This is a genomic window from Microbacterium sp. NPDC076768 (assembly GCF_040687205.1).
In the GTDB taxonomy this organism is placed as follows: Bacteria; Actinomycetota; Actinomycetes; order Actinomycetales; family Microbacteriaceae; genus Microbacterium.
The window spans coordinates 393,006-411,887 of the sequence record NZ_JBFBMU010000003.1 but is presented as its reverse complement, the minus strand read 5'-3'; the positions used below and the strand labels follow the sequence as shown (position 1 = coordinate 411,887).

General features: G+C 63.5%; 19 protein-coding genes and 1 riboswitch. Of the genes, 1 reads left to right on the top strand and 18 read right to left on the bottom strand.

The genetic code is table 11. The features are described 5' to 3' along the window. Nucleotides 1–150: 150 nt before the first annotated feature. The 16 genes from AB0O87_RS14165 to infC all read right to left on the bottom strand — a co-directional run bounded on the left by AB0O87_RS14165 (nucleotide 151) and on the right by infC (nucleotide 16,623). Nucleotides 151–2,328: a bifunctional hydroxymethylpyrimidine kinase/phosphomethylpyrimidine kinase gene (locus tag AB0O87_RS14165; protein WP_363517350.1), complete on the bottom strand. Its 2,178-nt coding sequence runs from the start codon at nucleotides 2,326–2,328 to the stop codon at nucleotides 151–153. Next, nucleotides 2,325–3,173 carry a hydroxyethylthiazole kinase gene (thiM, locus tag AB0O87_RS14160; RefSeq protein ID WP_363517347.1) on the bottom strand — a complete coding sequence of 283 codons (849 nt, stop codon included), beginning with the start codon at nucleotides 3,171–3,173 and terminating at the stop codon, nucleotides 2,325–2,327. Before thiM ends, AB0O87_RS14165 begins: the two co-directional genes overlap by 4 nt. Beyond that, nucleotides 3,164–3,257, bottom strand: a riboswitch (TPP riboswitch). It overlaps the preceding gene by 10 nt. 6 nt (nucleotides 3,258–3,263) lie before the next feature. Further along, a complete protein-coding gene (locus AB0O87_RS14155) occupies nucleotides 3,264–4,022 on the bottom strand; it encodes an NAD-dependent epimerase/dehydratase family protein (protein ID WP_363517344.1) in 759 nt (252 codons plus the stop codon). A 134-nt stretch (nucleotides 4,023–4,156) separates the two neighbouring features. After that, a complete protein-coding gene (gene pheT / locus AB0O87_RS14150) occupies nucleotides 4,157–6,661 on the bottom strand; it encodes a phenylalanine--tRNA ligase subunit beta (protein WP_363517341.1) in 2,505 nt (834 codons plus the stop codon). Next, nucleotides 6,661–7,701 carry a phenylalanine--tRNA ligase subunit alpha gene (pheS, locus tag AB0O87_RS14145; RefSeq protein WP_363517338.1) on the bottom strand — a complete coding sequence of 347 codons (1,041 nt, stop codon included), beginning with the start codon at nucleotides 7,699–7,701 and terminating at the stop codon, nucleotides 6,661–6,663. The genes pheT and pheS overlap by 1 nt, the downstream gene beginning before the upstream one ends. Nucleotides 7,702–7,735: 34 nt before the next feature. Further along, nucleotides 7,736–8,659: an amino acid ABC transporter permease gene (locus AB0O87_RS14140; RefSeq protein WP_363517335.1), complete on the bottom strand. Its 924-nt coding sequence runs from the start codon at nucleotides 8,657–8,659 to the stop codon at nucleotides 7,736–7,738. Continuing rightward, nucleotides 8,656–9,303, bottom strand: a complete 648-nt coding sequence (locus tag AB0O87_RS14135) for an amino acid ABC transporter permease (RefSeq protein ID WP_363517332.1) — start codon at nucleotides 9,301–9,303, stop codon at nucleotides 8,656–8,658. Before AB0O87_RS14135 ends, AB0O87_RS14140 begins: the two co-directional genes overlap by 4 nt. Before the next feature lie 60 nt (nucleotides 9,304–9,363). Beyond that, on the bottom strand, nucleotides 9,364–10,263 hold the full coding sequence (locus AB0O87_RS14130) for a glutamate ABC transporter substrate-binding protein (protein ID WP_363517329.1): 900 nt from the start codon (nucleotides 10,261–10,263) through the stop codon (nucleotides 9,364–9,366). Nucleotides 10,264–10,322: 59 nt separating this feature from the next. Further along, nucleotides 10,323–11,069 (bottom strand): amino acid ABC transporter ATP-binding protein, encoded by a 747-nt coding sequence (locus AB0O87_RS14125; RefSeq protein ID WP_363517431.1) that lies wholly within the window; start codon nucleotides 11,067–11,069, stop codon nucleotides 10,323–10,325. Nucleotides 11,070–11,322: 253 nt separating this feature from the next. Further along, nucleotides 11,323–12,282, bottom strand: coding sequence for a TAXI family TRAP transporter solute-binding subunit (locus AB0O87_RS14120; RefSeq protein ID WP_363517327.1), 960 nt, complete (start codon nucleotides 12,280–12,282; stop codon nucleotides 11,323–11,325). After that, nucleotides 12,279–13,655 (bottom strand): HAMP domain-containing sensor histidine kinase, encoded by a 1,377-nt coding sequence (locus tag AB0O87_RS14115; protein ID WP_363517324.1) that lies wholly within the window; start codon nucleotides 13,653–13,655, stop codon nucleotides 12,279–12,281. Before AB0O87_RS14115 ends, AB0O87_RS14120 begins: the two co-directional genes overlap by 4 nt. 3 nt (nucleotides 13,656–13,658) lie before the next feature. Further along, nucleotides 13,659–14,330: a response regulator transcription factor gene (locus tag AB0O87_RS14110; RefSeq protein ID WP_363517321.1), complete on the bottom strand. Its 672-nt coding sequence runs from the start codon at nucleotides 14,328–14,330 to the stop codon at nucleotides 13,659–13,661. Between the two features lie 37 nt (nucleotides 14,331–14,367). After that, nucleotides 14,368–15,180 carry an RNA methyltransferase gene (locus tag AB0O87_RS14105; protein ID WP_363517318.1) on the bottom strand — a complete coding sequence of 271 codons (813 nt, stop codon included), beginning with the start codon at nucleotides 15,178–15,180 and terminating at the stop codon, nucleotides 14,368–14,370. Nucleotides 15,181–15,284: 104 nt separating this feature from the next. After that, a complete protein-coding gene (rplT, locus tag AB0O87_RS14100; RefSeq protein WP_017202428.1) occupies nucleotides 15,285–15,671 on the bottom strand; it encodes a 50S ribosomal protein L20 in 387 nt (128 codons plus the stop codon). Between the two features lie 33 nt (nucleotides 15,672–15,704). Continuing rightward, nucleotides 15,705–15,899, bottom strand: coding sequence for a 50S ribosomal protein L35 (rpmI, locus tag AB0O87_RS14095; protein ID WP_017828564.1), 195 nt, complete (start codon nucleotides 15,897–15,899; stop codon nucleotides 15,705–15,707). Nucleotides 15,900–15,972: 73 nt separating this feature from the next. After that, nucleotides 15,973–16,623, bottom strand: coding sequence for a translation initiation factor IF-3 (infC, locus tag AB0O87_RS14090; protein ID WP_363517428.1), 651 nt, complete (start codon nucleotides 16,621–16,623; stop codon nucleotides 15,973–15,975). 230 nt (nucleotides 16,624–16,853) lie between these two features. Between infC and AB0O87_RS14085 the strand changes: the two genes are divergently transcribed. Next, nucleotides 16,854–17,252, top strand: coding sequence for a DUF1844 domain-containing protein (locus AB0O87_RS14085; RefSeq protein ID WP_363517313.1), 399 nt, complete (start codon nucleotides 16,854–16,856; stop codon nucleotides 17,250–17,252). 36 nt (nucleotides 17,253–17,288) lie between these two features. Here the strand turns inward: AB0O87_RS14085 and AB0O87_RS14080 are convergent, their stop codons facing one another. Further along, the gene (locus AB0O87_RS14080) at nucleotides 17,289–18,086 is read right to left on the bottom strand and encodes an SseB family protein (protein ID WP_363517310.1); all 798 of its coding nucleotides are present in this window, start codon (nucleotides 18,084–18,086) and stop codon (nucleotides 17,289–17,291) included. Next, entirely contained in the window at nucleotides 18,070–18,816 is a 747-nt protein-coding gene (priA, locus tag AB0O87_RS14075; RefSeq protein WP_363517307.1) for a bifunctional 1-(5-phosphoribosyl)-5-((5-phosphoribosylamino)methylideneamino)imidazole-4-carboxamide isomerase/phosphoribosylanthranilate isomerase PriA, read from the bottom strand. The genes AB0O87_RS14080 and priA overlap by 17 nt, the downstream gene beginning before the upstream one ends. Nucleotides 18,817–18,882 lie beyond the last annotated feature (66 nt).

The window sequence follows — 18,882 nt, the reverse complement described above, 5'->3', positions numbered from 1 at the left end:
AGACAGGAGGCAGGGGTCGCCTACGATCGGCGGCCGCGGCGTCGGCGCACAGCAATGACACTCAGAGCGAGTGTCGGAGAAGCGGTTGCGGCCGAAGGCATGCCGTGACAGTAGCGCGCACGCCAACACATCCGCAAATCGGCGGTGTCGTCACGGCAGAGGAGCGCCCATCGGCGCGGCAAAGAAAGCACGTTCATGCGCGCTCGACGCGTCGAATGCGCGCCGCATGCGAACCCTCGTGTCGGTGTCTGCGCTGACGGCAGCGTGCGCGGCGTAACTCATGGCGCGCTCGGTGGCTTCCTCGAACGCGGGATCAGCGTAGGTCGAGAGCCACGAAGCGTAGGGATGCAGAGGGTCGCGCGCATAGTCGCCGAACTCTCCCGCGTGGAGGCGTCGTCCGAGGTCGGTGTAAAGCCAGAAGCACGGCAGTACCGCGGCGACAATCTCGGCATAATCCCCTCCGAACGCCACGGAACGTAGATGATCGAGATAGGCAGTCGTTGCTGATCCTGGTTCCGCGGCGAACGTCTCGGCGCGCACCCCCTGTGCTGGTCTCGAATGTGCTGGTCTCGAATGTGCTGGTGTCAACCAGGAGGCATGGAGTTCGAGCTCGCCGACAATCGACCCCTGCGCCGACTGCGCCCAGAACGCTTGTTCCTCTGATGTCGGGGCGAGTCGCGCCGCTTCAGACAGCACGCGGGCATACTCACGTAGGTAGAGGGCGTCTTGCGCCAGGTAGAACCGGAATGGGGCTTCTTCCAGCGAACCATCGGCGAGCGCACGAATGAACGGCAGCTCATCGATGTCCGCACGAATATCGGCGATACCGCGCCACCATTCGGCGGTGAGATCACTCGGCGTCGGCTGAGTCTTCGTGCCCCCGCGCGCCCACAACCCGGAGAAATGGCTGACGGGCCCGTGGCCGCGTCCTACTTTCAGTTTATCTCCCGCGCTGATCGATTCGCGTAGCCACGCGCGCGCGCTCGCTACGGCGTCGGCCGGCTCTTCGCCGCATGCGAGCAGGGTGGCCAGCGCAGACGAGAGGGAACAGCCTGTGCCGTGTGTGTTCGCGGTTTCGATGCGTGCGCCGTTGAATTCCTGGTACCCCGCTTGCCGAGGGTCGATCAACGCATCCGGTGCCTCGTCACCGGTGAGGTGCCCTCCTTTGACGAGCACCATCGCTCCGACTTCGACAGCGAGTTCCTGCGCCGCGGCGATCGCGTCTGGCCACCCGTCAATGTCACGGCCGCACAGCACCGTAAGCTCGGCAAGATTGGGGGTAATCAGGGTCGCACGTCCTAGAAGGCCATGCAGTTCCCGCTCTGCATCCGCATCGAGCAGTCGGTCACCCGAAGTCGCGACCATAACCGGGTCGAGCACGACAATCGAAGGGCGCACAGCGTCAAGCCACTCCCGCACCGTGCGGATGACGTGGGCGTCGGCCAGCATCCCAATCTTCACCGCGTCGACCACGATGTCATCCGACACTGCATCGAGTTGCGTGCGAAGAAACTCCGTCGGGGGAATGTGCACCGCGCGCACACCCTGCGTGTTCTGGGCAGTCAACGCGGTGACGACCGCCATGCCGTACCCTCCATTCGCCGCAATCGACTTGAGGTCGGCCTGGATACCGGCCCCGCCAGATGGATCGCTCCCCGCGATACTCAGCACCCGAGGCACGGCGCACTGGCGCCACCGACGCCGAAACTCCCGTGCTGTCTGTGCGGGGTCTTCCGAGGCGCAGAGCGCAGAGACCACAGCGAGTCCAGCGGCACCCGCCTCACGCAGGCTCTCGGTGTCGTCGATCCCGACCCCGCCGATCGCCACGCACGGGAGTGTGCTGCTGGCCGCGAAGGCTCTGAATCCGTCTACTCCGAGTGGCTCAGGATGATCTGCCTTCGTGGCGGTAGGACGAATAACCCCCACCCCGAGGTAGTCGACGGTGCCGGCGGGGAGTGCCTGCACCGCCGCAAGGTGCGCTGGCGTGTTCGCCGTGAGGCCGATCAGTGCTGTCGGCCCGAGCGCCGCGCGCGCCTGCAGCACCGATGCGTCGCCCTGCCCGAGGTGCACGCCGTCGATTCGTGCACCGCGTGCACGCGCGGCAATCGCGGCATCCAACCGGTCGTTGACAACCAGCAATGCGCGGCCGTCAATCACTCGCGAAAGCGCACACAGCAGCTCGACCGTTTCGGCGTCTGCTGCCTTCTTATCGCGCAGTTGCACGATGCGCACTCCGCCGTCTACGGCTTGGCGAACGGTCTCGATGACACCGCGGTCGCCGCAGAGCGTCGCATCTGTGACGAGATAGAGCGACAGATCAGCGTTCACAGTGCGCCGCCTTCCACACGCGCCGCGGCGATCACGTCTTGAGGGCTCACCGCGGCAAGGGCATCGAGCAGCGCGACGGCGAAGGTTCCTGGACCGGTGGGCGATGTGGCTGCTCGCTCGGCTGCGACCGTATAGACCAGGCTTGCGGAGGCGACAGCGGTAAACGGGTCATGCCCGGTTGTCGTCGCTGCGCCGAGGAAGGCGGCCATGACGGCCCCCAGTGCGCAGCCCCCACCTGTCACCCGGGTCAGCAGCTCGTGTCCATTCGAAATGCAGAGTACCCGTACGCCATCCGTAATGAAGTCAACGGGGCCAGACACAGCAACGACTCCCCCCGTGCGGTGCGCCAACTCGGCAGCAGCATCCACAGCGGCATCTGTCGTGTCGGTCGCATCGACCCCGCGGCCGCCGGCGCTGAGCCCAGCGAGCGCGAGAATCTCCGATGCGTTGCCCCTGATGGCGGTCGGACGCTGCTCGACCAGCTGGTGCGCGAGAGCGGTGCGCACAGGCAAGGCTCCGATGGCGACAGGGTCAAGCACCCACGGCGTACCAGCGGCGGTGGCACCATCCACCGCTTCCAGGCTCGCCGCCCGCTGCTCTGGAGTGGGTGTACCCAGATTGATCAGCAGACCGGAGGCGACGCCGGCGAACATCTCAGCCTCCCCCACGATGTCGACCATCGCTGGAGCGGCACCGAGTGCCAACAGCACGTTGGCGGTGAAGCCCGTCACGACCGCATTGGTGATGCAATGGGTCAGTGGTGGCGTCTCTCTCACCGCCTCAAGCAGGCTCCCGGCAGCGCCAGCAAGGTCGAGTGTGGAATCAGGACGCAGAAAATCGCTCATTGCGACATCCCTTCGCTAGTACGAACTAGATCAGGTTCGACGGGTTTACTCTCAGCCGCGGATGCGGCACCCCGTGTCACTGTTCGAAGTCTAGCGAGCGTCCACCAGAGCTCGTTCCTCCGCTCTGGTGAGTCCGGCACGGCGCACACGGTCCAGACCACGCGTCTGCTCATCGACAAGAACGCGCTGGATGGTTTCCGCAACAGGACGAAGGGATCCGCCGTTCGCATGGAATGCTGCGTTTGAGCGCGTCATGAAGCCTGTCATCTCTGCGGGGAGCCAGAGCGGGAGGGAACGCATTCCGGCCCAATACTTGACGTTCTGACCAAGGAGCCAGTCGTCTTCGGCGACGATCGTGGCGCCCGTGTGTCCGGCGGCGTCGCGGATTGACCCGAGCATCTCTGCGAGCGGAAGCCCATCTCCGATCGCGTTGACCGCGCCGCTCGCTGTTGCAATAACGATGAATGCGGCGAGGTCATCAACGTCGATTACCTGCGTACGCCTCTCCTCAAGCGGAGGCAGCAAGACGGGCTCTGCTCCTGCCCTCATGAACGCCGCTGCCCAGTAGCCGAATCGATCGCTGGGGTCACCGGGGCCGACGATAAGACCGGGGCGCACGATGAGAGCGCGCTCCCCCAGCTTCGCGACGGCGTCCTCAGCCGCAACCTTCTGCGCTGCGTAGTCATATGCGTCGCCAGCGCGGGCCGGATGATGCTGTGCCGATGTCTCGTCCGCCCCCACCGTCTGCTCGTCCGTGTACACCGAAACCGAGGACACGTATGTCCAGCGTGCGACCCGAGCTCCGAGAGCATCGACGGCACGCTCGACATGCGTTGCGTTTGAGGACACGTCAACGACGTGATCCCAATCGCGCTGCGCGAAGCCGTTACAGACCTCGGGAGCACCTCGGTCGCCACACACAAGCGTTGCCCCGTTCGGCGGGCGGTTTTTTCCGCGACCGAGGCACTTCCGCTCAGAGCAGATTAGTCGCGGAGGGCGGCTCCGAAACGTTCTGCCGCAATCTCTACCCCTGCAAGCTTTGCGGCCGTGGCCTCTGCCGCGGTGAGAGTGCGATCATCGGCGCGGAAACGCAGCGCAAACGTCAGGCTCTTCGAGCCTTCAGGTACGCCCTCACCACGGTAGTCGTCCACCAGACGCAGCGACTCAAGCAGTGCGCCAGCACCCTCCGTGAGCGCCTCCTTCACAGCCGAGGCAGGAACATCTGCCGAAAGGGTGAGCGAGACGTCCTGAGTGGCCGCGGGGAACGTCGACAGAGACGCGGCGACAACGCGGTCACCCGCGAGCGTCAAAATGCGATCGAGGTCGAGTTCCAGCACCGTCGCGCGACCAGGAAGATCAGCACCGTCTGCAACCTCTGGGTGCAATTCACCGACGTAACCGACCTCTTCACCGTTGACCAGCAACGCACCAGTGCGACCGGGGTGCAGCGCTACCCGCTGAGACTGCGTGACCTCGATATCGACGCCAGCGGCCACGGCAATCACGCGCACAGCATCCAACGCCTCGACCATGCCGATAGCTTCCGCCGGCCGACCGGGCTGCCGCGGCGCGACGTTGCCTGTCAGCAACGCCGCAATGAAGCGGTGTTGCGGTGGAATCGATGCGTTCAGCGCCGCAAGGGTCTCCTCTGACGGACGCTCACCGAGCGGCGGCACCTCTGAGGTGCCGTACTGAACACCAGGTTCAGGCAAGAAAACAGCGCCCGTTTCAAACACTGCCAGGTCGGTGAGTCCGCGCGAAATGTTGCGATGTGCAATCTGCAACAGACCAGGAATGAGCGACCGACGCAGGTACGGTGCCTGCCCGTCTAGCGGGTTCGCCAGACGGATGCTTGGCAGGTGCTCACCGGAGGCGGAGCCATGCAGATCGTTCTGCGCCTCTGTCGTGAACGGGAACGACGGCGTCTCCACAAGTCCGGCGGCGGCCAGAGCATTCGCGACTCGGCGCCTCGCATGCTGGTGCGCCGTCAGACCGCGCCCAGACGGCGGAGTCGGGAGCACGGAGGGAATGCGGTCGAGGCCGTGAATTCGCGCGACCTCTTCGGCGAGTGTCCATTTGTCGGTGAGGTCGGGGCGCCAGGTGGGCGGAATAGCGGTCCAGCCGCTGCCCTGCTCTGACACTGCGACATCGGCACCGATCGTGGTCAACGCTCCGGTGATCTCGTCATCGGTGTAGTCAACCCCGATAAGCCCCTGCACGAAACCTGTGGGGAGCTCGATCTCACCGACGAATACCTCGGCGAACAGCGCGCCGCCCTCGTCGGTCAGTGTTCCGCCGGCGAGCTCGACCATAAGGTCTGCGGCGCGGCGAGCGGCCACGAAGGCAATCAGCGGATCAACGCCTCGCTCGTAGCGCTTCGATGCTTCGCTGGGGAGCTTGTGCCGTCGCGCCGACCGCGCGATGGTCGTCGGGTCGAAGTTCGCCGACTCGATCAGCACGTTCGTCGTGCTGTCGCTCATCTCCGTCGTGCCGCCGCCCATAACTCCGGCGAGGCCGATCGGACCAGACTCGTCTGTGATGAGGAGGTCTTCTTCGTGGAGCGCCCGCTCGACACCGTCGAGGGTCTTCATCTTCTCGCCGGGCGTCGCGCGGCGAACAGTGATGCCGCCGGTGAGCTTGTCGAGGTCGTAGCCGTGCAGCGGCTGCCCGAGCTCGAGCATCACGTAGTTGGTGATGTCGATCAGCACGCCCAAGGAGCGCATGCCGGCGAGGCTGAGGCGTGCAACCATCCACGGAGGCGTCGGACGCGAAGGGTCAACACCGCGCACAACGCGAGTGACGAATTCGCTGGCGCCCACATTTCCGCGCACAGGGGCAACGTCGTTGACGACCGCGGTGTGACCGGAGCCTGGCTGCAACTCAGCGAAGTCACGCTCTGCCGGGTCGCGGAAAGCGGCACCTGTGGCGTGCGAGTACTCGCGTGCGACCCCGCGCAAAGAGAAAGCGTAGCCGCGGTCGGGAGTGACGTTGATTTCTACCGCGACATCGTCGAGACCGAGGAGCGCGATCGCGTCTGTACCCACAGGCGCGTCGATTCCCAGATCGGAAAGCACGAGAATGCCGTCGTGCTCGTCACCGAGGCCGAGTTCTCGCGCCGAGGCGATCATGCCGTCAGAGACATGTCCGTAGGTTTTGCGAGCGGCAATCGGGAACGGTCCAGGCAGCACAGCGCCAGGCAGCGTTACGACGACCTTGTCGCCGACGCCGAAGTTGTGCGCGCCGCAGACGATCCCACGCGGCTCCGCCTCACCGACGTCGACCTGGCACCAATTGATTGTCTTACCGTTGGTCTGCGGCTCTGGCTCGAGCGAAACGACCTGGCCAACCACGACAGGGCCGGTGATATCGAAGCGGTGGATGTCTTCTTCTTCGAAGCCGACGTTCACCAGCGCAGCAAGAACATCTTCCGGCGTGGCATCTGCTGCCAGCTCGACGTATTCACGCAACCACGAAAGCGGGACGCGCATCACACCACCATCCCGTACTGCTCGCTGAAACGGACATCGCCTTCGGCCATGTCTCGCATGTCTTGCACATCGCTGCGGAACATGAGTCCTCGCTCGATCCCCATCCCGAAGGCAAACCCACTGTAGATCTCAGGGTCGATCCCGGCCGCGCGGAGCACATTCGGGTTGACCATTCCGCAGCCACCCCACTCGATCCACCTGGCTCCGCCCTTGAAGGTTGGGTGCCAGAGGTCCAGCTCCGCCGATGGTTCGGTGAAGGGGAAGTAGTTGGTACGGAAGCGGGTTTCAGCCTCGGCACCGAATAGCTGCTTCGCGAAATGATCGAGTGTGCCCTTGAGGTGCGCCATCGTGATGCCCTTGTCGATGACAAGGCCTTCGAACTGCGTGAAAACAGGCAGGTGTGTGGCATCAAACTCGTCTGTGCGGTAGACCCGCCCTGGGCAGAGCACATAGATCGGCAGCTCGCGGTCAAGCATCGAACGCACCTGCACAGGGCTCGTGTGCGTGCGCATCACGAGGTGCCGTGAGGTGGGGTCAACGTAGAACGTGTCCTGCTCTTGCCGTGCGGGGTGATCAACGTCGAAGTTCAGGGCGTCGAAGTTGAACCACTCATGTTCAAGCTCCGGACCTTCTGCGATCTCCCACCCCATGCCGACGAAGATGTCGCACACCTGGTCTTGCAGAAGGGTGAGGGGATGCCGCGCACCCACGCGGGTGCGCGAAGGCAAGGCAGTGATGTCTACCCGCTCGGATTCGAGCCGCGCAGCAACTTCCGCTGCGGCCAACTCCGCCTCTTTCGCGGTGAACGCCTTCGTCACCTGCCCGCGTCCCTGCCCCACCAGCTTGCCAAAAGCAGCCTTGTTCTCGGGGGCAACCTGTCGCATCGACGCATTCAAGATAGCCAGCGGCGATCCATCGGCGACGTGTGCGGCGCGTGCCGCTTTCAGCTCTGCAGTATCGGCTGCTGCCGCAATGGCCGCGAGGGCATCTGCGACGGCCGCTTCGACCGCTTCTGGGGTGATTTCAGGAGACTCAGACACGAGAAAAGAGTCTACCGTGGCGGGGTCGCCGCGATCAGACCCTGAAGTTTCCCTGGTCGGATCTTCCGGCGCCGCGCTGCAGCGCGATCAGTTCCGTGTTCGTGCCGTCCTGATGCGGACGTGGGTCTACGCCTGCGGCAAGAGCCCCGTTGTCGCCCTTAGGCAGGCGGCGCGTGTAGATCTCCAACCACTTGGCGATGCCAGAGAGGATGAGGCACATCACGATGTAGATGCCACCGATAACGAACGCAGACTGCAACACAGGGCGTCCCTGCTGCGACATCAGCTGCTTTGCAAAGTAGAGCAACTCTGGGTAGGTGATGATGAACCCGAGCGCCGTGTCTTTCATGGTCACGACAAGCTGGGCAACGATCACGGGAAGCATTGCGCGAATCGCCTGCGGAAGCAGGATCAACTGCATCACACCGCTTTTGGTCAGACCGATGGCGTAGCCGGCCTCTTTCTGACCACGAGGCAGCGACTCCACACCTGCGCGGAGCACCTCTGCGAGAACAGATCCGTTGTAGACCATGAGTGCGAGGACCACGGCCCAGTACGCGTCCATCTTGATGCCGACGACGGGGAGACCGTAGTACAGCAGCATCATGAAGACGAGCACAGGAACAGCACGGAAGAACTCGGTGAGCGCGGTAACCGGAACGCGGATCCACGCACGGTCGGACATCCGTCCAATCGCAAGAATGAATCCCAGCGTGATGCTCAACACAGCTGCGAGGCCGAACGCGGCAAGCGTGCGCCCCAGTGCCTCAAAGATCTGCTGCCACACGGCACTGAACGTGAAGACGTACCAACGAGACGCGTCAAACTGACCGGACTCGTAGAAGCGGTAGCCGATGAAGCCGAGCGCACCAAGCACGACAGCAACAGTGGCGACGCCGATCAGACGGTTACGAAGGATCGCTTTGGGACCCGGAACGTCGTATAGGACGGAAGTCATCGCGCGATCCTCCACTTGTTCTCTAGATAGCGCTGGAGCCAGCTGAGTAGCATCACCAGCGCAACGAAAATCACCGCGACCCAGAGCAGCACGACGAGAGCATTCTCTCCGCGCTCGCTGAGGTAGGAGCGGATGGCGCCGAGTTCGAGCACCGAGAAACCGGCGGCGACGGTGGTGTTCTTGAGCAGGGCAATGAAGACGCTCATCATCGGCGGCACAACAGAGCGGAAAGCCTGCGGCAGAACGACGAGGGTCATGACCTGACCGAACGGCAACCCAATGGCCCGCGCGGCTTCTGCCTGTCCGACAGGGACTGTACTGATGCCTGCGCGAAGCACCTCAGCCACGTACGTCGCGGTGTAGATGCCGATCGCAAGGATGCCGAGCACGGTGGTGCTCAATTTCGGTAACCCGAGTTGCGGGTATCCGAAGATGAAGAAGAAGAAGACGAGGGTCAGCGGGGTGTTGCGGATGAGGTTCACGTACACAGTGCCGACGGCGCGAGCAATGGGCACCGGGGAGACTCGCGCCGCCCCGACGATGATCCCCAAGACGAGAGCGAGCACTCCACCGCCGAAGAACAGCGTCAGGGTGCTCCTGACTGCAGTTCCCCACAGGTCGAGGTTTCCGAAGATGACGTCCACGCCGCCCTCCCCTTCAAGATTTAGAGAGGGGCGGCTGAGAACAGCCGCCCCTCAAGTCGATCAGTCGACGGTCGGCTGGCTAACTTCGATACCTGAAGAACCGAGGTTCTTGTCGAAGATGGCCTGCCAGATGTCTCCACCATCGGTGAACATCATGTTGACGTGATCCTGGAACGCTGCGTCGTCCTTCGCGAGGCCGACACCGTAGCGCTCTTCGGTGAAGGGCTCGCCAACAACCTTGAGGTTGTCCGGGTCCTGTGCGGCGTAGCCGATGAGGATCGCCTGGTCGGTGGTAACCGCCTGGACCTCACCGGAGAGCAGCGCCTCGACGCAAGCCGAGTACAGGTCGAACTCCTTGGTGGGGACGTCCGGGAAGTTGTCGCGGATGTTCTGGATCGGCGTGGAACCGGTCGCAGAGCAGACCGTCGTGTCAGCGGTGAGGTCTTCTTCGCTCTTGATGTCTTCGTTGTCAGCCGCGACGAGGAGTCCCTGGCCGGTGATGAAGTACGGACCTGCGAAAGAAATCTGATCCTTGCGCTTGTCGGTGATCGAGTAGGTGCCGACGTAGTAGTCAACGTCGCCGTTCAGGATGGCCTGCTCGCGGTTGGCGGAGGCGATCGGCTTGAACTCGATCTTGTCTTCGTCGTATCCGAGCGATGCAGCGATCCAGCGAGAGATATCGACGTCGAAGCCAGTGCGCTCCCCTGTCGTTACGTCGAGGTAGCCGAGACCGGGCTGGTCTTCCTTGACACCGATGACAACCTTGTCGCGGTCGGTGATTGCCTCGAACGTCGGGCTGCCGTCGAGCTGAACGTCGGATGCTACCTCGAACCAGGTGCCGTCGTCGCTCGCGTCACCATCGGTGCCGGGGTTTGACGGGCTGCCGCTGCTGCAGGCGGTGATGGCCAGCAATGCCGTCGCGGCAATTCCGATGCCAGCGAGTGTGCGTGTACGTCGCATGTGCGTCTCCTTGATGTGCTGTGTGTGCAGGGTCTGTGTGGTGCGGGGTGAAGCGGTGATCAGTGCGTGAGGAGCTTCGAGAGGAAGTCCTTGGCGCGATCACTTTGGGGATTCGTGAAGAACTCCTCAGGAGTTGCCTCCTCCACGATTTTTCCGTCGGCCATGAAGACAACACGGTCGGCTGCCTTCCTGGCGAAGCCCATCTCGTGTGTGACGACGATCATGGTCATGCCTTCGTGCGCCAACTCGACCATGACATCGAGAACCTCGTTGATCATCTCGGGGTCAAGGGCACTCGTGGGCTCGTCGAAGAGCATCACCTTGGGCTGCATGGCAAGTGCGCGTGCAATGGCGACGCGCTGCTGCTGGCCTCCCGAGAGCTGTGCAGGAAGCTTGGATGCTTGCTGGGCCACGCCGACGCGCTTGAGGAGCAGCATCGCCTCGGCCTCAGCGTCTGCCTTCTTCATGCCGCGAACCTTGATCGGTCCGAGGGTGACATTCTCAAGAATTGTGAGGTGCGCGAAAAGGTTGAACGACTGGAACACCATCCCGACATCTGCCCGAAGGTGCGCGAGTCCCTTGCCCTCGGCCGGCAGTTCCTTGCCGTCGATACGAATCGTGCCGCTGGTGATCGTCTCCAGACGGTTGATCGTGCGGCAGAGCGTCGACTTGCCAGAACCGGATGGGCCGATCACGACGACGACCTCGCCGGAGTTGACGTTCAAGTCAATGTCGGTGAGCGCCTGGAAGTCGCCATAGTGCTTCTGAACGTTCTCGACCACGACGAGCGGGGTATCAGAGGTCATCATTTCTCCAAACTAGCCACGTCGGGCACGTGTCTCCAGGGGCGTCGGCGAGCTTTACACGTTCGTAACCACCGACCGGGGTACGAATGCTGCTTTGCATAAGTACCCCGCGGCCCGCCCCCACGGGCCGCGGGGAAGTCCTGTTGCAGCCCCCCAACGACGGCTGAGCAACAGGCTTCGATCATGTGCGATCGTCTTCACACTGACAGAGCAGCACCCTCGCCGTCAGACTTCTTGAGTATTTCTTGAGAAGTTACCCGCGCAGATCTCGGTAGAAGTCGGTGGCTCCTGGATGCAGTGGGACGGGTCCTGTGAAGATTGCTGAGCGTCGATCGAGCAGCGCAGCAGTCGGAACGTCAGCCGCAATACGCAGGCGCGCCTCGAACAGTCCAGCAAGGATGTCGCGCACCACACTGTCCGGTGTCGACGACGCGGTCACCAAATAGTTGGGGACCGCCATCGTTGATGCCGAAGCCTCAATTCCGTAGGTGCCTGCTGGCACATCGGCTGACCGGTAGGCATGAGAGAAGTCCGCATTCACCGCGGTGATCCACTCTTGCTCGATCGGGAGCAGCCGCACAGATGACGTTTGCGAGAGCTCTGCCACTCCGGGTGTCGGAAGCCCGCCCACCCAGAAGAAGCCGTCGATCTCGCCGCGCTCCATCGCCGCCATCGAGTCATTGAGGTCGAGTCGCGGATTCTGCACGTCAGCGATGTCGACCCCCGCCGCATTGAGAACTCGCGCGGCGATGACGTTGACTCCCGAGGTCGCCGCTCCGAGGGAGATCGTCTTGCCAGCGAGGTCTTCGATTCCTGTGATCTCGGAGTCACCACGCACAATGACCTGGACATACTCGTCATAAAGGCGAGCGAGCGCCTGGATCGCGAGCGGTTCTTCGAAGGCTCCTGCGCCCGATACCGCGTCGGCGGCGGCATCCCCTTGAGCGAATCCCAGGACCGCCTCGCCCGAATCGACGCGGAGCAGGTTATCGACAGACCCCGCTGTTTCGTGTGCTGCCATCGTGATGTCCAGCGACTGAGAAAGCTCATCTGCCAGCCGGTCACCGAACGCGTAATAGACGCCAGTCGATCCACCACTCGCGATGGCGTACTCCTTGTCTGTCCACTCGCTGGATCGTGGTGCGCACGCCGCCAAAACACCAAGGAGGAGAAGAACTACCGCGGCGGCGGCCGCGCGCCGGAGCCGGGTCACGGGTTCGACCTATCGGCGAGCACCAATTCGACAGTGAGCCCATCCCCGTCCGCCGGCGCGACCAGCAGTTCGCCGCCGACAGCCAAAAGCAGGTCGCTGGCGATCGCGAGCCCGAGCCCAGACCCTGGGGCATCAACGCTCTCGGCACTCCGCCAAAAACGATCAGCAGCCGCGGCGGCCTGCGCACTGGTCAAACCAGGTCCGTGATCGCGCACGACAATGCGGCACACATCCCCCTCGCGCACAGCACCGACCTCGATCTGGGCTCCGTCAGGGGAGAATTTGACGGCGTTGTCGATCACCGCATCCAAAGCGCTTTCGACGCTTGTGCGATCAGTCACGCTCATTACCGATCGCTCCCCTGTCTCCAGCAAGATGATGCCGCGCTGAGCGGCAACTTCGCGCCAAGCATCAACGCGACGAGCAGAAAGCGTCGCGAGATCGACGGCGGATGTGGCGGAGTCCCCGCGACCTCCCCTGGCTAGCCCGAGCAGCGTTTCGAGTATGCGCGTCATGCGCCGCCCCTCCTCACGCGTCTCCTCGATGTCTGCGCGCCACTCTCGGCCGAGCCCGGTGGCCAGGTGTTCGACGCGCAGCAGCAAAGCGTTCAATGGGTTGCGCAGCTCGTGAGACGCGTTCAGCGCAAACTCCTGCTGCCTGGTCATCACTCGTTCGATCTGATCGGCCATCCCGTTGAACACCCGCGCCATTCGGCGCAGCTCAGGCGGGCCAGCATCTTCTGCCACCCGTGCGTCCATCTCGCCGCGCTCGATTGCGACCATCGCCTCGTCGAGGCGTCTCACGGGCGAAAGCACCCAACTCGCCAATCGGAAAACCAAGAGCACGCCGAGAGCGATGAGTAACACCGCAATACCGGAGATAACGAGCAACTGCTGCACAATCGCCGCCTTGGGCGCGTCAGTGTCGCCAGCTACCAGCACCGCGCCGATGACATCACCATCGTCGAAGACCGGTTCAGCGAGGGAGGCATCCGCGATCGCCCATGGCACGAAGACCGTCGATTGCTCGGCGCGACGGCCAGAGAGTGCCAGTTTGACCCGCTCGGCGTCTTCTTCCGGGAGTGCGGTGGAGTCATGCTCGCCGGCAGCCCAGACGCTACCGCCGAGGCCGAACACCATGACCTCAATGCCATAGACCTCGCGGAACCGTTTGACTTCTGCATCGATCACCGCGTCGCTGCCTGACCGGAGCGCCTGCCGCGCGCTGGTCGCGAAGTATCCGAGGTCACCGAGCTGCTGAGTGTAGAAAGCCTGCTGGACGCTCCGTGCAGCGCTCCACCCCACCGCACCGCCGAGCGCGACGAGAATCGCGATGAGAGGTACGAGGAACACGACGATGAGACGTTTGCGCATACCTCACGACCTCGCGAGACGATAGCCGACGCCGCGCACTGTCTCGATCACTCCTCGAACTCCGGTCTTCTTGCGAATCGCACCGACATGCACTTCGAGTGAGTGTCCGAAACCGCGCCAGTCGGTGTTCCAGACTTCGCGAATGAGGCGTTCCTTCGGCACAGCCACTCCCGGGTAACGGGCGAGGACCGCGACGATATCGAACTCTTTGCGGGTGAGATCGATTGGCACTCCATCGACCAGGAGCTGCCGCGTCGCCAAATCAATCTGCACACTCCCGTCGTTGAGGGTGACGCGTGCGTCGGACTGCACACGAATAGGGCGCGTGCGTCTGGTGACGGCCTCAATCCTCGCGAGGAGCTCGTGTACGTCGTACGGCTTGACGACGAAGTCGTCTGCTCCTGCGCGCAAGCCTTTGATTCTTTCCGCGACCTGATTTCGCGCGGTCACAATGACGATTGGCACCTCGGAGCGCCCACGAATGCGACGGCAGAGATCGATCCCATCGATGTCGGGAAGTCCGAGATCGAGCAGCACAACCTCGGTATCCGCCCCCAGTAGCTCCATCGCCTCCGCCCCGTTCGCGGCGCGCACTGTGGCGTACCCCGAGCGCGCGAGATACGCCTCGAGTGCGCCAGCGACACGCTCGTCGTCCTCGACGATCAGAATCTTCATCGATGTAGCTTCCTGATTTCCTCGCAGGCCAGAACTATCAGCCTGATGGTGTTGCTCGCTGCGCGAAGGCGCTCTCGTACAAGCACACACTGGCGGCGGTCGCCAGATTCAGAGATTCAGCGCGGCCGAAGATGGGGAGCCGCAGCGCCTGATCAGCGAGGGCAAGAGCATCGTCATCGAGGCCGTGCGCCTCATTTCCGAACAGCCAGGCGGTGGGTTCTGCGAGGACGCCCTCCGCGCGAGCTTTCAACAGATCATCGCCCTTCACGTCAGCAGCGAGGACGCGAAGATCGGAGGCGCGTGCGCGATCAACGACATCAGCGAGGTCGGCGCCCACCGAAACAGGGAGGTGAAACAGCGAGCCCGTCGTGGCACGCACCACCTTCGGATTGAAGGGATCGACGGTGCGCCCCGTCAAAACAACGGCGTCTGCACCCGCAGCATCCGCTGCTCGGATAATCGTGCCCAGGTTTCCTGGATCCCGAATCTCCTCACAGATCGCCACGAGGCGCGGGGACGCGTCAAAGATGTCGCGCACCGATGTGGGTGTCTGCCGCGCCACCGCGACGAGCCCCTGGGGAGTAACGGTGTCGGCCATCGCATTGAGGACCTGCTCGCTGACGTACTCCACGTCGATCCCCGCGTCTTCGGCCTTCGCTCTGATGTCAGGGTGCTTTTCCCAGCCGCCCGGCGTCGCAAACAGTTCTACTATCGCGGCAGGGACATAGGTGAGCGCCTCGCGCACCGACTGCGGGCCCTCCAGCAGGAAGAGGCCAGTCTCGGTGCGCGCGCTACGTTTCGTCAGCTTCGCGACGGCTCGAACTCGGGGCGAGCGGGGGTTCTCCAACACGAACACAGTCTACGGAAGCCACGACCGGTTACTGCACCACTGTGGGCTTCCGGAAACGCCACAGGGCGCCCTCCCGAAGGAGAGCGCCCTGTGCGAAGAGATGCTTACGCAGCCGACTTCGGTGCGTTGACGTCGGAGGGCAGAGCCTTCTTCGCCGTCTCAACGAGCGTCGTGAACGTCGCGGCGTCGTTGACCGCGAGGTCAGCGAGCATACGACGGTCCACCGTGACACCCGCAAGGCCGAGGCCCTGGATGAAGCGGTTGTAGGTCATGCCGTTCTGGCGTGCCGCAGCGTTGATGCGCTGGATCCAGAGACGACGGAAGTCGCCCTTGCGCTTGCGACGGTCCCGGTACGAGTAGACCAGGGAGTGGATGACCTGCTCTTTAGCCTTCCGGTAAAGGCGCGAACGCTGTCCGCGGTAACCGGAGGCGCGCTCGAGGATAACCCGGCGCTTCTTGTGGGCGTTTACTGCCCGCTTGACTCTTGCCATTTTCCTGTGTTCCTATTCGTGCGTTCGGGCGCTTTAGCGACCGAGAAGCTTCTTCGCGACCTTGGTGTCGGCCTTGGAAAGCACCTGGTCCTGGTTCAGACGACGGGTGCGGCGGCTCGACTTGTGCTCGAGGTTGTGGCGCATACCGGCCTGCTGCTTCTTCAGCTTTCCGCTGCCGGTGATCTTGAAGCGCTTCTTAGCACCCGAGTGGGTCTTCTGCTTCGGCATCTTCTCTTCCTTCGTATGGCGCCTTCTCAGGCGACGGTGTCAACCCGCGGTGCGGGAGTTATGGGGGCGGGAGTTACTCCGCCTGAGCCGAAGCCGGGGCGTCCGAGTCGCTCTTCGCTTCGCGGGCGGCCTGCTTGTTCGCGGCGCGCTGCGCATCGCGAACGGCGTTCTGCTCTTGCTTTGCCTCGGACTTGCTCTTCAGCGGAGCAACGACCATGACCATGTTGCGACCGTCGATGGTCGGGTTTGACTCCACCGTTCCAAGCTCAGCAACGTCTTCTGCGAACTTACGCAGCAAACGCACACCCTGCTCAGGACGCGACTGCTCGCGACCGCGGAACAGGATCATGGCCTTGACCTTGTCGCCTGCTTTGAGGAAGCCCTCAGCGCGCTTGAGCTTGGTCGTGTAGTCGTGAGCCTCGATCTTCAAGCGGAAGCGGACTTCCTTGAGGATCGTGTTCGCCTGGTTGCGGCGAGCTTCCTTGTCCTTCTGGGCGGCCTCATACTTGAACTTGCCGTAATCCATGATCTTGACGACGGGCGGCTTCGAGTTGGGGGCGACCTCGACGAGGTCGAGATCGGCGTCCTGCGCGAGGCGCAATGCGGCCTCGATGCGGACAACACCGATCTGCTCACCCGCGGGGCCTACGAGGCGGACCTCGGGGACGCGGATGCGCTCATTGGTACGGGGATCGCTGATGCGGAGCTCCTTAGACGATGTGATTCGGCCACCGCAACGCTCTTTGCATCACGGGCGAAATCAGACTCGTCCCACCCACCGGCGTTCAGATGCCGGCTATGCACCCTAGCTACCGGATCCGTTTTATAAACGAATCCGGTGGAGTGCAAGACCCGGTAGCCTGGAACGGCAAGCGCGGGTGGGAAATGAATCCTCTTTCGTTCCAGAGCACAACGCTCCGGAGCCCGCTGAAGTCTAACAGAAAGCAAGGCGAAGTGACGAACCAGGCATCGGACGAGGCTGCACGCGAGCGCGAAGAGCGTTGGGCACGTCAAGAGGAGGCCGCCTCTTCGGCCACCCGTGATATCGCCGATGTACCGGCTGTTGAGGTGATCACCACCGCCGCCGTACATCTCATGAGCGCCGCGGCCGTGAAGCTGGGTCTTGCCGACGAACCTGACGCGGCGGAGCAGCTTGACCTCGACGAGGCGCGCAAGCTCATCAACGCGCTCGCCGGGCTGATAACCGCCGGCGCGCCGGAGATCAGTGACATGCACGCACGGTCATTGCGAGACGGGTTGCGCTCACTGCAGCTCGCCTTCCGTGAGGCATCCGCTATCCCCGACCCCATCGGCAAGGGCCCCGGCGAGAAGTGGACCGGACCGGTCAACTAATACGCGTGACGGCGCGCGTCTGATCCTGCGTGAGGGTCAGGCGCTGCGCCGGAGCTTGACGGTCAGCGAATCCGCCAGCACGGCGATGCGGTCGTCTGACGCCCACCGCTGCGCGAGGCGTGCAAGCACCGCATCGAGGACCTCGCGCTCTAGGCCGTCGACGAGTTCCAGAATCACGATGAGCTCAGGGCCACGAAGGCGTGCGTCCGGATCTCCTGCCGCGACTGCCACGTCGATGACCGCGAGCTCGTGAGCCACGCTGTCTTGCAGAGCGGTAAAGACCTCGGTCGAGACGAAGCTCGGCTCCCAGGCGTGCTCTTGCGCGATTGCCCAGACTGCGGGCCGCCTGATCACGAACTCAGTGTCGGAGGTCGGGTCGAGCACAATCAAATCTGTGTCTTCCGCAGACGCCGCCAACGCGGCACGGAGGGCTTCGACCGGAATCGGCCGTGCGGAAGCATCCCATTTCTGCATCGCCTGCACCGAGGAGAACACAGGTTGCACACGACGACCATCCGGCGCAGCCACCGTCACGATCGAGAGCTCCTGTGTCTTATCGACAGCGAGCCCGCTGGGCGCGACGCCCTCCTCACCCTTTTCCGCGATGAGCGGGATCAGCACGCGCGCCGAACGGAACGCGTCGATGACCTCGACCTGGCTCCCCTCCCCTGCTCGGAATCGCAGGAGCGCCGCCAGCAGGGCGGGGTCGGCTGAGCCATCATCCGAGGCATGCGGGTTGGAGGTAAAACTCCGCCCTTCCCAGGGCACACCAGCAGAGTCGCCGTGGTTGTGCGATTCGGGCCCGCGGGCGTCGCTGTCAGACGCCTGCGACATCCAGCGCCTCAGCCAGCGTGAATGCACCGGCATAGAGTGCCTTGCCGACGATCGCTCCTTCGACGCCGTGCGGAACAAGCTCACGCAGGGCAGCGATGTCGTCGAGGTTCGAAATTCCACCGGAAGCGACAACCGGCTTCGGTGTGCGAGAGGCAACCTCCCGCAACAGTTCTAGGTTCGGGCCACGAAGAGTTCCATCTTTCGTGACGTCTGTGACGACGTAACGACTGCAACCCGCGTCTTCGAGACGGGCGAGAACCTCCCAGAGGTCGCCACCCTCCTTTGTCCAGCCACGAGCGGCGAGCGTGGTGCCGCGTACATCCAGGCCCACCGCAATGGCCTCACCGTATCGGCTGATGACGTCGGCAGCCCACTCTGGGTTCTCAAGAGCGGCCGTGCCGAGGTTGATCCGCGTCGCGCCGCTTTCCAGAGCTGCTTCCAGAGTGGCATCGTCACGAATGCCACCAGACAGCTCGATAGCTACACCCTTGAACTGCTTAATGACCTTGCGCAGAATCGGCGCGTTGCTTCCGCGACCGAAAGCGGCATCGAGGTCGACGAGGTGGATCCACTGCGCGCCCTGCGCTGCCCACTCCCCCGCCGCGTCTACCGGATCACCGTAACTCGTCTCTGTTCCGGCCTCGCCCTGGGTCAGACGGACGGCCTTTCCGCCGGCGACATCGACCGCGGGGAGGAGCGTGAGCGAGGGGGACTGCGCAAAGTCGTTCATGGGTTCCTTGGATCGGGAAGCTCTACGGCCCGAAGCGGGCACGAGAACCGAGGGTAGTCCGCCAGA